We start from the raw sequence: 20,202 nt of genomic DNA, 5'->3' as shown, positions 1-20,202 counted from the left end.
TTGATTTTCAAATATTTAGACCCTAAAACATAACATCTTACTCTATTTATGTTTTTTATTCTTCTAATTGTAATAAATAGGTGAGAATTTCTTGTTTAGGATCTAATTCTATTTTTTTTCGAAGACGATATCTAGCAGTTTTTACGCTCTCAGGAGATATCCCCAAAATACTAGCAGTCTCTTTTATATTAAGATTTAGCCTAATTAAGCTACAAATTTTTAAATCATTTGAACTTAAATCTGGATGTTTTGATTTTAACCTCACATAAAAGCCTTCATGTGCATCTTCAAAAAATCGACTAAAATCCTCCCAGTCTTTATCAATACTTAGATTCTTTTTAATTATCTTATTTAAATCTGTAATTAACTGTTGTTTTTCTATAGAAGAGGACTTTTTAATCTTCTGAATAGTTTCTTGTAACTGCTCAACAATTTCATTTTTCTTTATAAAGTTAAGCGCATAAGAAGAAAGTTCTTTATTCTTAAAATCTAATTGCTGTTGCAACTCTTGCTGTTTTAAAGCTAAGTTCTCTAAATCTTTTTGAGTAAGCGCATGTTCCGACTCTAGAAGTTCTCGTTTTTTTAAAGCTAATAGTTTACTTTTTTTGGTTCGTTGCCTACTTATAAAATAGATAACACCTCCAAAAATTGATATAATAACCACACTTAGAAATAAAATCAATTGAATTAAATCATCTTTCTTTTCTTGTTCTTTTAGTGCTACTAATTCTTTGTCTTTCCCTTCTAACTGGTTCTCGAATTCTAGGTAAGCAATTTGTTTTGACTTTTCTAAATTTAAAAGAGAATCTCTAAGAAAAATAAATTTATCATAATAAGCCAAAGCTTCTTCTGGTTTAGACTGTAATTTTTTGATTTCCTTTAATTCTTCATATGCAAATAGTTCATATTTTTTCAGTTTGTTCTCTTTTGCAGATGTCAACCCTTTTTGAATTTCTATTGCAGCTTCATCAAGTTTGTTTGATAATCTTAGAATTCTTCCATGAATTATATGGTTATTAGTTAATCCATCAATATCATTGACTTTATTGCCAAGATCCATCGACTTTCTTATATGATAATAGGCCTGCTCTATTTCGTTTTTATGAAGATATAAAATCCCTAATTTATTATGCGCTTCTGCAATCCCATAGGTAAAATTAGCATCCGTATGCATCCTCAATGCATCGGTAAGATATTTTAATGCTTCTTCATCCTTTTGTTGCTCTATAAGAATAGTTCCTATTTTGCTAAATGTAGTTGCTATTCTTCCTTTTAAGCCTAACGCCGTGAATTCATTAATCGCTTCTTCATAAAAAATTAGTGCTTTTGTATATTCTTTGAGATCAGCATATACCATCCCTATATTGAGTTTTGTATTTGCTAACCCTACTTGATCCTCTATATTATTGTATAATTTATACGAAGTATTTAGATAGGTCAAAGCTTTATTTAAATGTCCTTGCGCCCAATAAGCTACTCCAATTATTCGGTTTGCTCTAGCTTGGCCTTTAGTAAATCCAATTTTTTTAGATATGCGCAATGCTTCTTTTCCAAAATTAATAGATTGATTTGCATCTACAATCCAATACTCAAAACCTATAGTATTAAGCAAGTCCACCTTTTCTGCATTCTCTTTGTTATTAGTATTTATTAAATTACGAAGACTATCGACCTTTTCTAATTTCTGAAACCCATAGAAAGAATTAGGCAATAAAAAAAGTCCTAGGATGATACAAGCTATTAAACTTGTTTTATATTGATACGGTCTGATTTGAAAAAAGTAAACTTTAGAAAAAGTCATTAAAAAGTATTTACAAAAGGTGCTATTAGTATTTTTTCAGTTTACTGTAAAACTACTCATCATTTCTCTAAAGAAACTAATATGAAATGTTAAATGAGGTATTATAAGATTGTATAACAATTCTTTAAAATTATATCATAAAAATCCGATGATTATATTTTATAATGAAACTCCAACCAGAATTCCAACTCCGATACCCGCAACACCGATAAGGATTTTTTCAAAAACGCCTTTTCTTCTTTGTCTCTTGGCAGCCTTATCTACAATATCAAGACTATTTGTTGCTCTCTCTAGACTGTTTATGGTATAATCTAGCGCTTTTTGGGTATTTAATAAAGTTGCTTGAGTCTTTTCATATACCTTCTGATCTAGGCTATCACTGGCAGCAAAATTAATTTGCAGACTACGTTCTAAATCAATATTTCTGCGTAATGTTTGTGAATATTTCTCTATCAATTCTTTGGTCATTTTATCTTGTTGTAAAGTACTTTGATACACATTTTTAATGGCTAAAAAAGATTTCTTATTGACTAAAAATACATCAGGAGTTCTAAATAGATAGAGACTGTCTTTTTTTACAATAAAAGGTTCTCCTTTATAATTAGCATAACTTTCCGGAATTTCAATTACCTTAAGAGAATCAATCTCCTGAGAAAAAGATACTGATGCAAATAGAAATAAAAAGATGAAGATGATTTTTTTCATGTGATAGTTAATTTACAAATAGCTAAATATTTTTTTATTGTTCTAATCCAAAAACTCCGTTTAATATTGCTCGGTCCTTTGCTAATTGATCATTCGTAAGTTTTATAGAATCTTTGATACGTTCTAACTCAGACCAATCTTTCGCATTTTTCCTTTTAAATGAGAGTATTAATGAATCTCGTTTATGAATAATTAAATCCTTTTGAGTCTTCATTTTTTCAAATTCTTTTCTAGAACTTTCTAATTCGGATTTGGTTGTTTCAATTATCTCTTTTGATTGCTTTAATTCTTCTTTTGCCTTGTTCAGTTCTGATGTTAGTATCTTCCAATTAGAACTAGAATTAAAGATCAGATAACCAATAACCACTAAAAAAAGTAGTGCTACAATCTGCAGGATTAAACTCGTAGTAGTATTTTTCACAAGGTCAAATTTTTATCAATTAATCTATTCGTAAATATATCGTAAAACATATCAATAAATCAACATAAGTATTTTAGAAATGAAAAAAATACTGGTTTCAATAATTTATGCTTTAGGTTTTGATTATTAGTTGAATTTCTAGTTATCTGCATATCATTTTGTTTTATAGTAATTCCTTAATTTTCTTCAATTTTAATCTTATATTTTTCCTTGTACAGGATAATTAGGTTACAAAAAGAGATAATAAACCCAGCAGATAATAGGTAACAAAGGAATAGCATTATTATTAATTGAATTCTATTACTTACAATACTATCTTTAGTCCAGGCTTTTTCCGGATCTCCTAATAGGATCAACATGCGTTCTTTTCTTTCTGGTAAAAACCCATGAGATTCCTTAAAAGTATCAAATGGATTGTTCGCTATCAATTCACTACCAATCACAATATCATTATCTACATATGGAAGTGTATTTGCCTCTCTAAAAAAATGATAGGTCGCATAAATCCCAACAAACATTAGTAAAAATTGAAGCGATAATCGCATCCAAGTTCTAATCATTTTATGCTTTAGTGAATATAAAATCAAAAATCCAGCTAATGCAGTCGCGATAAAAACTCCAAATTTCATAAGAAAAGCAGTATTATCATCTGTAGCATACCAAGAAGGTAGCGGAATAATAAATGCTCCTGTAATAGATGCAATCCAGGTACTTAATAATGTTATCTCTTTCCAAACTTCTTTTAATCTATTTACTAGCATCGTATACTTATTTTGGGGTTTTTAATACTAGCTGTTTTTCTTCTTCACCAGAATTACTCATAATTAGATGGAGTTCTGGTTCTCCTATTAAACCATCTTTTTCTAACCAAAAAAGATAATATCCAGGGACAAAATCTAGAGAAGCATTTTGTGTTGGTTGATTAAATCGAAAGCGTTTAATATCCAAATCCTGCTCATAAGATAATTTCCCGAAAACAAAAAAACCTTCATTTTCACTTGAGTTTACTATCACTTTAATAGTTGTGGTGGCATTATTTTGTGCTGTGTTTTTTATGGTTTGTAGTTTGGCTTCATAGTCTTTTGATATTGCTTTTAAAACAAATGTTTTATCCGTTGTTGTTTCATACTGCTCATTTAGATTTCTTAAGGTATATTCCGTAGTTTCTAAAGTTGATACATACGCTGGAGTAAGCGCATATTTATCATTACACTTTTCTAAAACAGGGAATAGTGTAGCGCTCTTTTCTATCAATTCATTATAAGCTGCTTTTAGATTATTATCATTTGTAGTAGTTATTTTTCCTTCTAACCCACTTATAGCTTGCTGGGTCTTAGACAAAACCAAAGACAGGTCTTTATTTTTCGGACCATAGCTTGCACAACTATATAGCATAATTAATATGCAAAACTTAATCAAATACACATACTTATTTTTCATGTCTAGGGAGTTTTTATGAACTATTATAGGGATTATTCCAATTCAAAATTATAGTAAACCAACGTTATCTTGTTATGACAAAAACGGCTAATTCTAGTAATTTTCCGACTTTAAAAACCAAGTAAACCACTGATAATTAAATCCCAATCAAAAGCAGGACCTATATCCCATTTACCAGTAGATCTATAATTAACATGAGATGTAATTCCCCTAAAGTTTACCAACTCTTCTTCTGCCACTATATCATATCGTTTATCCTCCGGTAAAAACGTTGTAGGAATATCATATTCTGAAGTTAAATACCTAAGTAATACCAGTAAACTTTTATACTGCTTGGCGGTATATGTGGCAAAGTATTGTTCTCCGCGAAAAGGTATATCTAACTTTCTATAAAACTTAGTTTCGCTTACATGACAATACACATCAGTATCATTATATACGGTTACTAATTGATCTCCAATTCTTTTTAAAAACCCAATATTAGACATCTCGATTCCGATGGTTCTTTTACCTCCTTTGGTATTTCCTCCTATTGCTTTTGAACCTAAGTGGTACGCCCAATATGCAGAAGACCACAAGTTAAGTATGGTGCCATTTCTAGCAATAATAAAAGGCACAGAGACCCTGTAATTGGGCTTAGACAAAGCTGCTACATCCCCTTTCAAATAGCCCGCAGTATAATGTAATACTATTTGTTTTTTGGTATGTTTTTCCTGAATATAAAAAGATGTGTCTCCATTTTTAGGTCTACATTGTGTATAAGACATCATCTCCAATGCGCCTTGAATTGGAACCTCTTTATGAGTTAATAAAAATTCTTTTCCAGCTGAGTCTCGACCAGTATCAAAAAAGTTTTTCTCATGTTTGATTATACTAGTTGCCTTCATACCACATTTAATTTATGATTACTTACATCAAAATTACTATAGGTTATGTCTACAAACTATCTTAAAACCGCCAAATAAAGGGAATTTTACGACACTTTTAAAATTGAAATATATGATAAAACTAGATCGTATGCCTTAAATTTATTTTTAAAACAAAAAGCTTCTTATAACAAGAAGCTTTTTGTTTACTGAAGAATATATGATCCTGTAACTACTCTATTTTTGTAAAAGCTATATTAGCTGCTCTAGGAGCATCAAGATTAAAACCTATGATTTTTCCAGTTTTACTTCTTTCAAATCTTAACGTAAACATTCCCATAGCATTGAATTCATCTTTTTTAACGGCCTCCAAAGGAAGTTTTTGATTAAAAATTGGAAAAACAAGTTGATCATCTTCCATCTTCAACCTAAACTCTAGGTCTAATTCATCATTTCTGTATTTCTGGCTAAAAAGATTCAACTCACTAATATCCAATAATGTTTTAGTATAACTCTCAGCATGTAATGTAATTGGACCATCATTCCACACTATATTTTTCTTCTGAATATTTTTAAAATCGAACGTTAAAATTACATTTGGCCTGTCTTCAAAAGTTAACTTGTTTTCTCCCAGAGGAACTAATTTACTGGTAGGACCATTATTACGGACATAAAAAAGTTGATTCTGATTTCTTTTTATCGTTCTATGTTCATTAGTTTCTATAAAACGGTAATCTCCAACGAATTTATCCAATGCTACAGATGTTAATTTTATAGGTTTCAATTTTTGATTTTCTGCCGACTTCTTAGGTTTATCCTTAGGAGGGAAAAAAGAATTTGCTATCTGCATAGCATATGACCTTATATCATACCAGTTTTGATTAGCAAGAATTATTATAGATAAGTTATGATCAGGAAATCTAATTAAATCAGAACTGAAACCCGGATTTTGACCACTATGAGATATCATTTTCTGTCCATTTTGTTCTCCTTTTATCAACCCAGAAGCATAGGATATTTCCTTTCCGTTTTCTAGCATACCATTAGTTAGCATCATTGACCAAAATTTCTTGGAAAACAAATTCTGATTATGAAATTCATTTTCCCATAATACTAAATCATCAATACTAGAAACAACCCCTCCATCTCCCACAGTAGCTGCTTGAAAACGATATTCCTCTCTTGGGCAATCAGGACATTCACTCACATAACCTGCAGCTCTATTAGGAACCAATTGACCCGTTCTTTCTACATATGAAGTGTTTGTCATTTTTAAAGGCATAAAGATGTTAGCCTTAGCATAATCACCTAATGATTTTCCTGTAATTTTTCCCACTATTTCACCCAGAATCCAATAATTAGTATTAGAATAACTATGCTCTACTCCACTATCAAAAGAAAGTCCCTTCTGATTCGAAACTACATCCATAATATCACGATCCTCTCCAATAAAGCTATTAAAGAAATCCATTTGTCTAGATCCTTTAAGCATTAAAAGAGACATATAATCTCTAATACCCGAAGTATGATTTAACAGTTGTCTAACTGTAACATTTCCAATATTTTCGGAAAATTCTGGAAAAAATTTTGACAATTCATCTTCTAATTTAAGCCTTTTCTGTTCTGCCAAAAGAATAATACAAGCAGCCGTAAATTGCTTGGAGGAGGAGGATAATCTAAAATTAGTTGAATTCGATATTGGTAGGTTATAGTCCAAATTTGCCATTCCTTTAGCTACTGAAAAGCTAAGTTTATCCTCTTGGACTATACCTATTGCAACTCCAGGACCTTTTGGATCAATTTCGGATATAATTGAATCTACCAACCTCGAAGAATCAAAAGATTGTGCAAATGTAAATAAAGGAAAGGCTATTAAAATTATTATAAGATGTCTCATGATAGTTATTATTAAGTATTGATTAAATAATTAAATAGTTTCTATGATTGCGCAAATAGAACTAAACAAACTAATTCTCTTAAGTATTAATTTTCTGTTTGTTAATCTGATACTTCAATATTCATAAAGGTTACAAATAATTGAATTTTATTTTTTCAACTTTTTGTAACCTTTAGCTAATTATGGGTATCCTATGAATATATATTAATATTAAAAATGAAAATAAAATGAATGATCCTGTAGCAATAGTTGTAATAGCATTGATAGCCGCCGCTGTATTTTCAATTTTCTATATCATAAAAAGTAAACACTTGGAGCGTATGGCAAAAATTGAAAGTGGAATGATTGACCAAGAGTTTAAGGATTCCGGTAATATTTTTTTAAACATTGGAATACTTTTATGTTCGCTAGCAACAGCTGTATTTACATCCTACTTATTCAGTATATACACTAAAATTCCAGAATATGTAATCATCCCGGGTTTTCTATTACTATTTGGAGGAATCGGTTTTCTGATTTCTTTTTATATCAGTAAAAAGAAAAGTAATTGAATTCTATACCAGACAAAGCGCATATAGATAAAGTACTCTCTGGAGATAAAAATGCCTTTGTATATTTTATAAAGACATACCGGGAAATGGCATATTCAATTGCAATTTCTATGGTGAAAAACGAGTTTAACGCGAATGATGTTGTTCAAAATTCATTTATAAGAGCATTTAAAGCCTTAAGATCATATCGTTCTGATGCAAAATTTTCGACTTGGTTGTATAAAATTGTAGTAAATGAATCCTTAAAATTTATAAAGAAAAATAAACGGACACAGGAGTTCATTACGTTTATGGATGACCCTTTTGATTATTCAGTATCTTTTAATGAAGCAATTGAAAACTTTGAAAAAAAGGATCAAAAATTAGAAATTAAAAAGACTTTAAATCTTATGAAACCCAAAGAAGCTTTACTATTGAAATTGTTTTACTTACACGAAGAGTCTATTCCAGAAATAGAAAAAATTACAGGTTTCACCAAATCAAATATAAAAGTATTACTACATAGAGCACGAAAGAGTTTTCTTGCACTTTCTATTCAACATAATAATCTAAATAATGGATAAGACCGATCAAAATATACATAATACACTTACTGAATACAATCCAATTTATGTTACTCACCCTGAATTAGAAGATAATATTATGGATATAGTAAAAAAGCAAAAAAACTATAAAGAAGTATTGATAAAAACAAGACATAAAGTAAAAGCTGGACTTATTGTAAGTGTAATCCTTTTGTTAATTTATATCATTTTAACTTATACGGATTTATTAAAATCAATAGATCAGAATGAAGAAAGTATAAAACTATTTTACCCTTCTATTCTTGCAACTATAGTTGTTATACTTGTCTACTTTCAGGGGATATTTGGGATTTCTATTTTAAAAAAGGAAAATTAAATCTAAACATTTTGATTTTTTAAAGCTTAGAATTGATCCCGTATCTGTAAAAATTCAATAAACATATATAACTAAGAAACTAATGTAAATAACAAAATTCACCTCTCTAAATTTTTAACACATAAGAGAGGTGAATTTTACAAAAAAATTAGGGAGAAATGCTACTGTTTAATCAGTTTCATTGTTTTTACTTCTTTACCTATTCTAAGTTTTAAGAAGTAAATTCCACTAGGAATACCATCTGTATCCCATTGAATATTTTGACTTCCAAAAGAAAGCCTTTCATTATCTTTCAATACGGCGATTTTAACCCCAATCTGATTATATATAACGGCATTGACTAATTTGTCTTTACCTAATTTGAAAGTAATAGTAACCTCTGAACTAAAAGGATTAGGATACATTTTTAAACTTTCTTTTTCAAGTAATTCTTGCTCTGGATCTCTCTGTTGCAAACCATCTAAATATTCCCGGACTGGATCAGAGAAGGCAAAACTTCCAAATTGATCCCAATTTATAGACCAACTCATTACACCTCTTAATTGAGGATACGTTTGGGACAAATCATACTGCCCTCCAAAAGAATTCCCTTTAATAATATAATCCAACGCATTAATTACTCCTTGTGATCCTGTATATCCGTTTCCTGCATTAACCGTTGCCGGTACTCCTATTAATATTTGATCAGGCCTCAATGCTGGAAAGAATTTACTCTGATCTCCAGTAATAGGAAATCCTTTTAATAACATATCTACTAAAGAAACGTAAAAGTCGGCATTACCCATGCTATAAAAACGATTATCTAATGCAGTAATAGATCCCGAATTATAATATTGAACTTGTAAGAAGGTTAATTTGTCTCTTAATGCGTAAATCAATGGAAGATACGCTCCTGCTCTACGATCTGCTCCTTGTGAAATACCTCCGTAAAATGAATACCCTAGTTGAACGAAAAATGTTTCGGGAGCCATTGTAAGTATGAAATTATTACCAAAATGATTACAAACATTTTGTATTGCATCAATCGTATTAACGATAACAGGTGTTGTTGGGTTTTTAAAATCTGTATCTCCAAAATCAAAAGATAGAGATTGTCCTTCGAAATCAATATCCATGCCATCAAAATTATATTCTTCTATGATAGAAATCATAGAGGTAACAAACTTATCTCTTGCCGAAGTAGTGTTCAATCTTACCTGACCTTCAGCCCCTCCGATAGAAATAATTACTTTTTTGCCTTGACTTTGCAAAAACTGAATGTCCGATTTAAAATTTTCTATTGTATAATTAATACTGCTAAATATCGGATCCAATTGAAATTCTATTTCCCCATCTGTTGGAGATACCCTAGATACTGCAAACGAAACATTGATCACATCCCAATCAGAAGAAACATCCTTTAAACGAATTAATCCAGAACCATTCTGAAAATTATGCCAATATCCATTCAGTATCCTTGCTGGTAACCCTGAAGGTGGAGGTGGAATATCAGAACCAACAGTAATGCTCACAGCAGAAGCTTCCGAAGAATCACCTTGGTTGTCTGTTACTTTAGCGGTTATTGTCTGATTTCCTTCCACTCCAATCCAATTGGTAGTAAAAGGTACTACGGTATCTTCAGCTATTTTAGTTCCGTTTATAAAAAACTCTACTTTAGAAATACTCCCATCTCGATCTTCGGCATTAGCAGTTATCACTATCGTTTCATTTACTTGAAACAACGATCCCTGAAGAGGTTGTGCGATAGAAACCGTTGGCTTTTGATTTTCATCTCCTCCTGTACACGCTCCTAATTCTTTCCAAGCATTAGGCCAAGCCCAATCTTCAGTTCCTCCTGGAGTATATGGTCCGCCTATTGAGCACCACCCTCCAACTAAACATTCATATTTTTTATCAAAATTTTGAACGACATCTCCTGTTTGATAATTCGTTCCATCAACATATTGAGAAGCATCACAGTTATTATCAACATCACCACTAACAACGATACGAACAGGTGCTGAATCTGTAGAAGCTCCACCATTATCAAAAGCCTTAGCCATTAAAACATATGAAATCTGGCTCGATACGTTCGATATTGTATGTTGATACGGAAGGCTAGTATCTTCTCCTATTTTTGTGGTTCCATTGTAAAACTCAACCTTAGAGATTACTCCATCACTATCCGAAACATCAGCATTAATCGTCGCGGAATCTCCTTCTTCAAATTCTTGATCATTGAAGGGAGAAGTTATCGAACAAACTGGAGATTGATTTGGAATTCCCGACTGATCATCAAAAATCATATGATTTATATTTAGATCATCACTATCCATTACCAATCGAATTACTTGTTTTCCTTTATTTAGAGAAACATTAGCAGATACGGTTTGCCAGTTTTGCCATCCTCCCGTATTAGGAACAGTGATTGCTCCACTAATATTTTCATTATTGACTTTTAGGTGAAACTGCCTTCCCGATGTAATCGCTGCTACTCTGAATGCTACTTCATAATCTCCGGTGTTTTCAACATCAACAGTATATTCTAGCCATTCATTAGATTTTACCCAACCGATATTGAATCCTCCTTCTGAACAAGGTTCTATATCCACAGCATCATTACGATAAGAACCTCCTTCATTAGAAATAGAAACCTCATTATATGCTATATTTTGCCCTCCTAAATCGTAATTTTCTGCTTCAATCTTACCAGGAATACTCCATACCATTCCTTCATATGGTGACTGATTATCACCTCCATTATCGTCTCCAGGAAAGTCATCTGCGGGATTTTTGATTTTATCTCTAATCCAGCTACCCGCTGGTTTAAGATTTCCGGAAGTCCAGACTCCACTAGAACAAGTTCCTGATTTCCAAGAAGCTCCTGATCTAATATCATCAGAGTAATTCCAGCTTGTCCAGCTAATCTTCTTTTGACGCATCAAATCGATAAATTGTTGCGTCATTGCAAAATCATTTGGTCCATCACCGGTAAACTCCTGACTACCAAATTCTGTTACAAATACCGGAAGTTGATTAGATGCCTGATCTAAAGTACTTAAGTAAGCATCTCTATGGCTATTTGCATAAAAATGAAATGTATACATCACATTATCAAACTGTAATGGATTGTTGATAACATCCTGTAAAGTTCCTTCTCCTGATACTCCAAAAGTTGCCCAGCCTTGAGTACCTACAAGAACCACTGCGTTATTATCTATAGCTTTAATTACAGGAATGATTTGGTCTGCATACGTCTTGATGCGATTCCAGGTAACACCGGAACCATTGGGTTCATTACAGACATCATAAATAATATTATTTTTATCTTTATGCTGGTTAGCAATATCTATAAAGAATCGTTTAGCATTTTCCAAATTTGCGTTCGGATCTCCAGGGTTTAATTGATGCCAATCCACCAGGGCGTACATTCCTCTTTCTGTAGCTTCATCGATCAATCGATTTACTTGGTTTGTAAAACCAACGGGGTCGGTTTCATATCCTCCCTCTTGCACATATAGTGAAATTCGAAGGATATCAGCATCCCAATCATAAGCCAATGCATCCAGAGAACTTTCCGTAAGGCAATTTCCCCAGCCATACCATTGTATGCCATGGGTACTCATCCCTCTCAATTGTATTGGTTTATTATATTGATTACATAATTTTGTTCCACAAACTTTCAACTGTCCATTTTGTTCTACAGGACTTTGTTGGGCTAAAGTTTTTAATCCGAAAATAGTGGTCCAAATAAAAATCTGGATCAAAATTCTATATTTTGAAGTTATACATTGAGTTTTCATAAGGTTTCATTTAAGAGTACTATAAATAAGATCTTGATAAGAGAAGATACACTAGTATAGAAGTAGTTTAAAAAAATGAAAATCACCTCTCGACATTTTAAATGCAGACGAGAGGTAAATTTCACAAAATATAAGGGAGAAATGCTACTGTTTAATCAGTTTCATTGTTTTTACTTCTTTACCTATTCTAAGTTTTAAGAAGTAAATTCCACTAGGAATACCATCTGTATCCCATTGAATATTTTGACTTCCAGAAGAAAGCCTTTCATTATCTTTCAATACGGCGATTTTAACCCCAATCTGATTATATATAACGGCATTAACTAATTTGTCTTTACCTAATTTGAAAGTAATAGTAACCTCTGAAGTAAAAGGGTTAGGATACATTTTTAAACTTTCTTTTTCAAGTAATTCTTGCTCTGGAGATCTTTGATCTAAGGCGTCTAAATAAGTTCGATGAGGATCTGAGAATCCAAAACCTGCAACAATATCCCAGTTAATAGACCAAGTCATTAGACCTCTAAAGTTAGCATATCCTGAAGGATTTCGCAACGTGTATTGTCCACCAAAAGATTGTCCTTTTATAATATAATCTAATGCTTTATGCACTTCTGTGGCTGGTGTATATCCACTTCCCGCCGCCGATGGACTAGCTGGTAATCCTATGGCAACCTGATCAGGTCGTAATGCAGGAAACTGTTCTCCTGTACTTAATGTAAATCCTTGCAATAATACTTCGGCCATCGCCACATGAAAATCTGCATTTCCAGCAGAATAAGCTTTGCCATCTAATCCTAACATGCTACCCGTGTTATAATGCTGAACGTGAATGTAATCCATTTCAGTACGTAGTGCATAGATTAATGGAAGATATGCTCCCCAAATACCACCATACTGGCCAATCGCACCTTGTACATAGGCAGTTTCAGGAGCCATTGACAGAATAAATTTCGACATATCATATTGAGAAAGAATTGATCTAAAAGCAGTTATAAGATTTACAACTTTTGGAGAAGTCGGGTTTGATAAACTAGTATCTCCCGGTGCCAGAGAAATTGAAGTACCTTCAAAATCAATATCCATACCATCAAAACCATACTCATTAATAATACTGGTCATAGAGCTACTAAAAGCTTGCGCATCTGCTGGGCTATCTACATCTACCGCACCGGTAGCCCCACCCATAGAGATCAATACTTTTTTACCTCTACTTTGTAATAAAGCCACATCATTTTTAAATTCTTGAGCGTTTGAATAGATCTCTGGATCTGGAGTAAAAGTCATGGTAGCTCCATTTTGCACAGTTGGAATTGCAAAAGAGATATTAATCACATCCCATTTATCAGATATATCTCTTAGCTTTGGAATTGAAGATCCATTATTAAAATTATGCCAATATCCTACCAAGATTCTTTTTGGCAAATCTCCACCTGGTGGAGGTGGTGGTACAGATCCTACAGAAATATTTACTGTAGCCTCTCCCGTGGCATTATCATCATCAGTTGCTCTTGTAGTAAGTATATAATTTCCTGTAGAAGCATTGTTCCAGGTAAAACTATAAGGGCTTGTTGTATCTTCTCCTATTATAGTCCCATTTCTTAAAAACTCCACTTTTGTTACATTCCCATCACTATCTGAAGCTGAGGCATTAATTGTAATTGTGCTTCCTGCAGTAAATGACTGTCCATTTGCAGGTTGCGTAATGGATACAGTTGGAGCTTCATTTCCTCCAGTATCTCCATCACCACACTCACCAATGAGAGTCCATGCATCTTGCCAATAGGTTCCTTCTCCAGGTGCATATGCCCACGCGGCTCCATTACACCATCCCGAGAATGGATAAGGTTTACACTCATATAAATTTCCAGCATTCTCAACTTGACTACCTGCAACATATCCACCATTTTCTACATATTGTGGTTCTGTACAATCTCCTCCTCCTACTGCATTTCTTGTAACTGAAATAGAATTTGAAAAGTCAAAAGATCCTTGTAATCCTGAAACATTATTATCTGCGGATAATCCTATCAGACCATTTTCATAACTCAAATGCCATATTAAACAAATACCTACTCCTGCTCCGTCAAAATTCACTTGCTCTGGCGATGCCGGTAATCCCAGTATTTTTCCTTGTTCATCGGTAATAACCCATTGCGAATTCATACCACTATTACCACTCAGCGTAATACCAGAAACATTATCTGCAATACCATCTCCTACTGTAAATACAAAGGGTCCTCCAGCTATAACTCCTCCTTCTGGATTATTATCTCCTACTGAATTTCTTGTAACTGTAATAGAATTTGAAAAATCAAAAGCCCCCTGTAATCCTGAAGTATTATTATCTGCGGATAACCCAGTTAAACCGTCCTCATAACTTAGATGCCATATTAAACAAATACCAGGTCCTGATCCGTCAAAATTTACTTGCTCTGGTGATACTGGTAATCCAAGTATTTTTCCTTGTTCATCAGTAATAACCCATTGCGAATTCATACCACTATTACCACTCAGAGTAATCCCAGAAACATTGTCCGCGATACCATCTCCTACCGTAAATACAAAAGGTCCTCCAGCTATAACTCCTCCATCCGGGTTATTCTCATCAGTACATGGTCCTAATAATTCCCAAACATTCTCTCGGTTCGTAACGGGATCATTATTTTGTGTCCACCACTTAGCACGATATTCATTTCCTTGATATGAGACTGTATCTCCTCCAACATATACTTGTCCATTTACGTATGGAGGAGCAGTACAACCTCCAGTATCACCAGAAGTAACTGTTACACTAACTTGGTTAGTCGTTGATGCATTATCATTATCCGTAGCGGTGACTACAATAGTATATGGCCCTTCAGAATCTGGAATCCAACTAGCTGAATATATATTATCAGAAGCAGTTGCTGAGATATCTTTACCTGCAATAGTAAATACGACACTACTTATTGTTCCGTCTTGATCAGAAGCCGTAGCGGTAAGGTTTATAGTTCCTAATTCGATATTTGCATTATTAGTCGGTGATGTAATGCTAACTACCGGCTTTATATTACCTGGGTCGCAAGGATCTCCTACAACCTGGTTAATCGCTGCTAAAAGAGATGTTTGTTGATCCGTTGTATCATGAGACAACTCCCATATCATAATACCTCCAGCTCGATTCAGCGCCATTTCGGTTTTAGCTTTTATAGTAGGAATACCATTATAATTATTTCCTTGGAAAGAATCGCTATTAGGGCTTGCTCCTTGAGCTAACAATGAAGCATAACTTTGTGCTTGCGGTCTGCTATAAAAAGGTACTCCTAATACTGCTTTTTCTTTTGGTAATCCACGACCAAGCCAATAATCTAATCCACCTTGAGCTTGAGTCATAGCTCCATGATCAGGACCATCATATGCCATAATATTTAAGAAATCTACATCATCAAAAACTCCACTAAGAATCCCATCTGCATTCCAACCTGAAACGACTACGGCCGAGGTTAATAATTTCCCTCTACTATGCATTGCTTGACCAAGTTCTTGCATTAAAAGTTCAAAATTTTGAGGTTCATTACCTTCACGGGGATATTCCCAATCCATATCTACACCATCTAAATTATATTGATTTACATAATTCACCAGGTTGTCTATAAAAGTAGTTCTCGTCGTTGGATTTGCGGCTAATGTGCTAAACGGGGAATCATTACCATCCATCCATCCTCCTACAGCAATCAACACTTTAACTCCTTGTGCATGTCCAAGACTAACGATTTGTTGCATTTTTGCAACATTATCAAGAGGTTGTAGACTACCATCACTATTAGGGAGTAAGAACGAATAATTAATATGTGTTAATTTGTCGTACTGTATTGTATTTGCACTTCCTTGCCAGCTTGGCATATATCCAACTACTTTAAAATTATTTTGGCTATCGGAGCAATCTCCACCGGACACAAAAATAGAAATCGAAGAAGAAGTTGTATTCGCATTATCATTATCGTAAGCTTTAGCTGTCAAAGAGTAACTACCTTCATTAGCTCCATTCCAAACTACTTGATAAGGACTTGATATATCTTCACCTATTTTCTGAGTTCCAACATAAAATTCTACTTTAGTTACTGTTCCATCAATATCATTAGCATTGGCTTCAATTGTAATAGCATTCCCTTCTTCAAAATTCGCATTATCTAAGGGAGAACTAATAGCTACCGATGGTGCTGTATTTGGATCTGGATCTCCTCCATTAGCAAATACTTCATTCACTTTATTTATTAATGGTGACTTCACGTTAGACCATCTCTTCAACTTAGTTCCAAATGATTGAAAAGAGCCACTTATCTCCAAGTCTCCGAACACCGTCCATACAATTGTTCCAGCAAGATTATTGTCATTAATGTACTGTGCTTTAATCCCAATAGACTCTTCATCATCGTAACTAAGAAAAAAATTACCTTTAGTCATATAAGGGACTTTTGCTTGGTCATCCCATTTTTTTGTCCAGCCATTTCCGCCTTCTGTTTTTTGTTTGATAAAAAAATGATTTGGCGTACCATCATATACATCCTGTGGCCAATTGGTATAATCTGCAGCTGTACTAACAGGACCATCTGGTTGTATTGTCACATTTCTCTTAACTGTTGGCGCATTTAACGTAGCATTACCATCAGTTACAACTCCTCTTCCATAAAATGGTATCCCGAAGTTGATTTTATTTGAAGGCACCCCCATGGATTGCATTGCAGTTAACGTAGACTGCCAATTAAAATCTGGTACTTCTGCACCATCATATGGATATACTGGAGCATTATGACCTGCTATATTAGACCACCCTCCATTAAAATCATAGGTCATCATATTAAAGTAATCCATAGAGTTATCTAGTCGGTTCCAATCAAATCCTTCTAGCTTTTTTGGATCTGCAGACATCGCAGCGGTAATCAATTTATCAGGACCTATTGCTGCCCTAATCTCTTCTACCAAGGATGCAAAATTTGGGTAATCTGCATTTGTTCCCGTAAAATTCATTCCAGGATAAGGACCTGGATATTCCCAATCCAAATCTATTCCATCAAACCCCATATTAATTAGTCTTTTACAATCTTCAATAAATCGAGCTTTTTTAACAGGGTCCGCCGCCATTTCAGGAAAATGCTTACACATACTCCATCCCCCTATAGAAGCCATTACTTTTACTCCATTTTCTTTTGCCAATTCTAACAATCCTTTTGCTCCACCTTCTTTAGGAAGCGGTAATGGTAATTGGCCACTCAATCCCCATCCAGGATGATTCCACGTAGCTCCACCCACCTCAACTTCAAATCCATAAGCCTCTGCTCTTTCTTTTACATCAGGGCTTATGTATTGTATTACTTCTAATTCTCCAAACAACAAATACATATCCCAGCTACTATATATATCCGTAAATAGAATGTCTCCTGGTTCCTGAATTGCTCCAGGTTGATATATGTTTTTGTTTCTTAAATCTCCACTGTGTAAAGATCCATCAACTGCTACACCAAAAAAGGAATAGTTAAGGATCGTATATTTCGAATAATCGATATTAAGCTGTGTTAATGCACCTGCAGAGGGAACTCCTGCACTAGCGGCTTTCCAGGCATCCCAATTTGTGATATATCCAATCACCTGCTTTTGATGATTTGATGTTGTTGCGGTTCCTCCTGTATTTACTTGTCCCCAGGTTAAGCCTACGAAAAAGGAACATAAGATTAGTAATGGCACTTTCCAAGAGCCAAAATGAAAAGGGTTTTTCTTTAGTAAAGGTTTTAATAGTTTCATGATGATTTGTGTTTTAAGTTTTCAACAGTTTATGTTAAACTGATCTTAAAGTATAAAGAACTATATAGGCCAAAAAACTAATTGGATCAATGACATCATTTTGTAGATATTATGAAGCAAAAATCCTATAACCGTAATTTTGATATATTTAGAAAAAATCAATAGGGTTTGTATAAAAAAGAGGAATAGCATTTAGATATCTAAATGCTATTCCTCTCTTAAAATTAAGTTCAATATTTATTAGGATTAGACAATAAGGTCTTTACCTATTTTCCTCCAAACTCTTACCAATAAAACACCTGCAATTATGGTTCCTGATCCAAGAATTAATGATTCTTGTAAATTCCCATAAATTATGTGTCCTGTCGTAAACAATACTCCATAAACTAAGAAGCATCCTAATAATAATGCCAGAATTCCAGACGGCACACTCCATCCTTCTAAACTATTTACAATATCTATATTATTTTCTTTTGCCTTTGTAATAACATTCTTCCAACCAGGTCCTCCTGGTTGTATTTTTTTATAAAAATTTTGTAAAACACTATCGCTTTCTGGTTTTGTTAAAAATGTTACACTTATCCAAACAACTGTAGTTATAAACACTATACTCGGAAGTTTTGCCCAGCTTGACATAATTGCATCATCACCAAAAAAATAATCTCCAACAGGAGAAGCGAATATTAAAGATACCACTCCCGAAATAATCATCGCTGAAATCTCACTCCAAGAATTGATGCGCCACCAGAACCATCTAAGAATAAAAATAAGTCCAGTTCCAGCTCCAAACATTATTATAATATCAAATAATTGTTTTGCATTTTTAAGATACAATGCAAATAATGCGCTTAATATCATAAGCACAACAGTCGAAATTCTTCCTACCATTACCAATTCTTTTTCTGATGCATCTTTCTTTATTTGTTGCTTATAAAAATCATTTACAATATAAGACGACCCCCAATTAAGATGTGTAGATATAGTACTCATATATGCTGCAATCAAAGAAGCAAATACCAATCCCAAAAGACCACTTGGCAATTTTGCTAGCATTGCTGAATACGCTAAATCATGTCCTAATTTATCCTCAGTTACATTTGGAAAAGCCTCTTGAATACTTGCTATATCAGGAAAAACTATAAGCGAAGCTAATGCTACCAATATCCATGGCCAGGGGCGTAAAGCATAATGCATAATATTAAAGAAAAATGTTGCACCTATTGCATGATTCTCATTCTTAGCAGCTAGCATACGCTGTGCAATATAACCTCCTCCTCCAGGCTCTGCTCCCGGAAACCAAGAACTCCACCACTGAACTGCTAAGGGGATAATTAATAGTGTAATAAGTGCTTCCTTATCATTAAAATCTGGTAATAATGATAGTTTATCCGCTACATTGGGATGTGTTATTAAATTCTGAAGTCCACCAACTTCAGGAATATTTACTAAATAATATGCTGCTCCTATTGCACCTCCTATTGCTATGAAAAATAATAAAAAATCAGTATAAACCACTCCTTTAAAACCTCCTAACGCGCTGAATACTACAGTAATTACCCCTGCATAAATTATAGTTTCCCATGGTTCTAGACCAAGCATAATACTACCAATCTTAATCGCAGCAAGAGTGACACCAGCCATTGCGAAAACATTAAATACAAGACCTAAATATAAAGCTCTAAAAGACCTTAGGAAAATGGCAGGAGCTCCTCCATACCTTAATTCATAAAACTCAATATCCGTACTTACGTTAGACCTTCTCCATAATTTAGCATATATAAAAACAGTTAAAAGACCTGTAATCAAAAAAGCCCACCACATCCAATTCGAAGAAACTCCATCTTTTCTAACAATATCTGTTACAAAATTAGGAGTATCGGTAGAAAAGGTAGTTGCTACCATAGAGAACCCTAGTAACCACCAAGGCATATTTCTTCCTGATAAAAAATATTCTGAGGTACTCTTTCCTGCTTTTTTCGATACTATTACTCCTATAAAAAGTGTGGTCAGTAGAATAACTATTATAATTGAGTAATCAAGTGTGCTTAGTTTCATGTGAAT

13 protein-coding genes are annotated in these 20,202 nt (G+C 33.5%); 3 read left to right on the top strand and 10 right to left on the bottom strand.

Translation table 11 applies throughout. The features are described from left to right. Positions 1 to 55: 55 nt before the first annotated feature. The 7 genes from J8L88_RS03305 to J8L88_RS03275 form a co-directional block, all read right to left on the bottom strand. Positions 56 to 1,801, bottom strand: coding sequence for a tetratricopeptide repeat protein (locus J8L88_RS03305; protein WP_027394134.1), 1,746 nt, complete (start codon positions 1,799 to 1,801; stop codon positions 56 to 58). A gap of 159 nt (positions 1,802 to 1,960) precedes the next feature. Then, positions 1,961 to 2,506: a hypothetical protein gene (locus J8L88_RS03300; protein ID WP_027394133.1), complete on the bottom strand. Its 546-nt coding sequence runs from the start codon at positions 2,504 to 2,506 to the stop codon at positions 1,961 to 1,963. A 34-nt stretch (positions 2,507 to 2,540) separates the two neighbouring features. Further along, positions 2,541 to 2,927: a hypothetical protein gene (locus tag J8L88_RS03295; RefSeq protein WP_027394132.1), complete on the bottom strand. Its 387-nt coding sequence runs from the start codon at positions 2,925 to 2,927 to the stop codon at positions 2,541 to 2,543. 176 nt (positions 2,928 to 3,103) lie between these two features. Then, positions 3,104 to 3,688 carry a hypothetical protein gene (locus J8L88_RS03290; protein WP_027394131.1) on the bottom strand — a complete coding sequence of 195 codons (585 nt, stop codon included), beginning with the start codon at positions 3,686 to 3,688 and terminating at the stop codon, positions 3,104 to 3,106. 7 nt (positions 3,689 to 3,695) lie between these two features. Further along, positions 3,696 to 4,367 (bottom strand): hypothetical protein, encoded by a 672-nt coding sequence (locus J8L88_RS03285; protein WP_118389019.1) that lies wholly within the window; start codon positions 4,365 to 4,367, stop codon positions 3,696 to 3,698. Positions 4,368 to 4,477: 110 nt separating this feature from the next. Further along, the gene (locus J8L88_RS03280) at positions 4,478 to 5,254 is read right to left on the bottom strand and encodes an N-acetylmuramoyl-L-alanine amidase (protein ID WP_118389018.1); all 777 of its coding nucleotides are present in this window, start codon (positions 5,252 to 5,254) and stop codon (positions 4,478 to 4,480) included. 211 nt (positions 5,255 to 5,465) lie between these two features. Continuing rightward, positions 5,466 to 7,130 carry a serine hydrolase gene (locus J8L88_RS03275; protein ID WP_118389017.1) on the bottom strand — a complete coding sequence of 555 codons (1,665 nt, stop codon included), beginning with the start codon at positions 7,128 to 7,130 and terminating at the stop codon, positions 5,466 to 5,468. Between the two features lie 227 nt (positions 7,131 to 7,357). Here J8L88_RS03275 and J8L88_RS03270 point away from each other — a divergent pair, with 227 nt between their 5' ends. From J8L88_RS03270 to J8L88_RS03260, 3 genes are read left to right on the top strand one after another with little or no spacing between them, the layout of a single operon-like run. Then, complete coding sequence (locus tag J8L88_RS03270; RefSeq protein ID WP_139195609.1) at positions 7,358 to 7,681, top strand: DUF6249 domain-containing protein; 324 nt, start codon at positions 7,358 to 7,360, stop codon at positions 7,679 to 7,681. Continuing rightward, positions 7,678 to 8,244 carry an RNA polymerase sigma factor gene (locus J8L88_RS03265; RefSeq protein WP_211059927.1) on the top strand — a complete coding sequence of 189 codons (567 nt, stop codon included), beginning with the start codon at positions 7,678 to 7,680 and terminating at the stop codon, positions 8,242 to 8,244. The genes J8L88_RS03270 and J8L88_RS03265 overlap by 4 nt, the downstream gene beginning before the upstream one ends. Further along, positions 8,237 to 8,581: a hypothetical protein gene (locus tag J8L88_RS03260; RefSeq protein WP_211059926.1), complete on the top strand. Its 345-nt coding sequence runs from the start codon at positions 8,237 to 8,239 to the stop codon at positions 8,579 to 8,581. The genes J8L88_RS03265 and J8L88_RS03260 overlap by 8 nt, the downstream gene beginning before the upstream one ends. Positions 8,582 to 8,742: 161 nt before the next feature. Here the strand turns inward: J8L88_RS03260 and J8L88_RS03255 are convergent, their stop codons facing one another. From J8L88_RS03255 to J8L88_RS03245, 3 genes are all read right to left on the bottom strand, one after another. Then, a complete protein-coding gene (locus tag J8L88_RS03255) occupies positions 8,743 to 12,363 on the bottom strand; it encodes a cellulase family glycosylhydrolase (protein ID WP_211059925.1) in 3,621 nt (1,206 codons plus the stop codon). A 144-nt stretch (positions 12,364 to 12,507) separates the two neighbouring features. Then, a complete protein-coding gene (locus J8L88_RS03250; protein ID WP_211059924.1) occupies positions 12,508 to 18,141 on the bottom strand; it encodes a glycosyl hydrolase family 18 protein in 5,634 nt (1,877 codons plus the stop codon). Between the two features lie 246 nt (positions 18,142 to 18,387). After that, positions 18,388 to 20,196 carry a sodium:solute symporter family protein gene (locus tag J8L88_RS03245; RefSeq protein ID WP_211059923.1) on the bottom strand — a complete coding sequence of 603 codons (1,809 nt, stop codon included), beginning with the start codon at positions 20,194 to 20,196 and terminating at the stop codon, positions 18,388 to 18,390. Between the last annotated feature and the right edge of the window lie 6 nt (positions 20,197 to 20,202).

The organism is Aquimarina sp. MMG015 (genome assembly GCF_018100855.1).
In the GTDB taxonomy this organism is placed as follows: domain Bacteria; phylum Bacteroidota; class Bacteroidia; order Flavobacteriales; family Flavobacteriaceae; genus Aquimarina; species Aquimarina latercula.
Note: the sequence above shows the minus strand (reverse complement) of the source record. Positions and strands in the feature narration are given on the sequence as shown.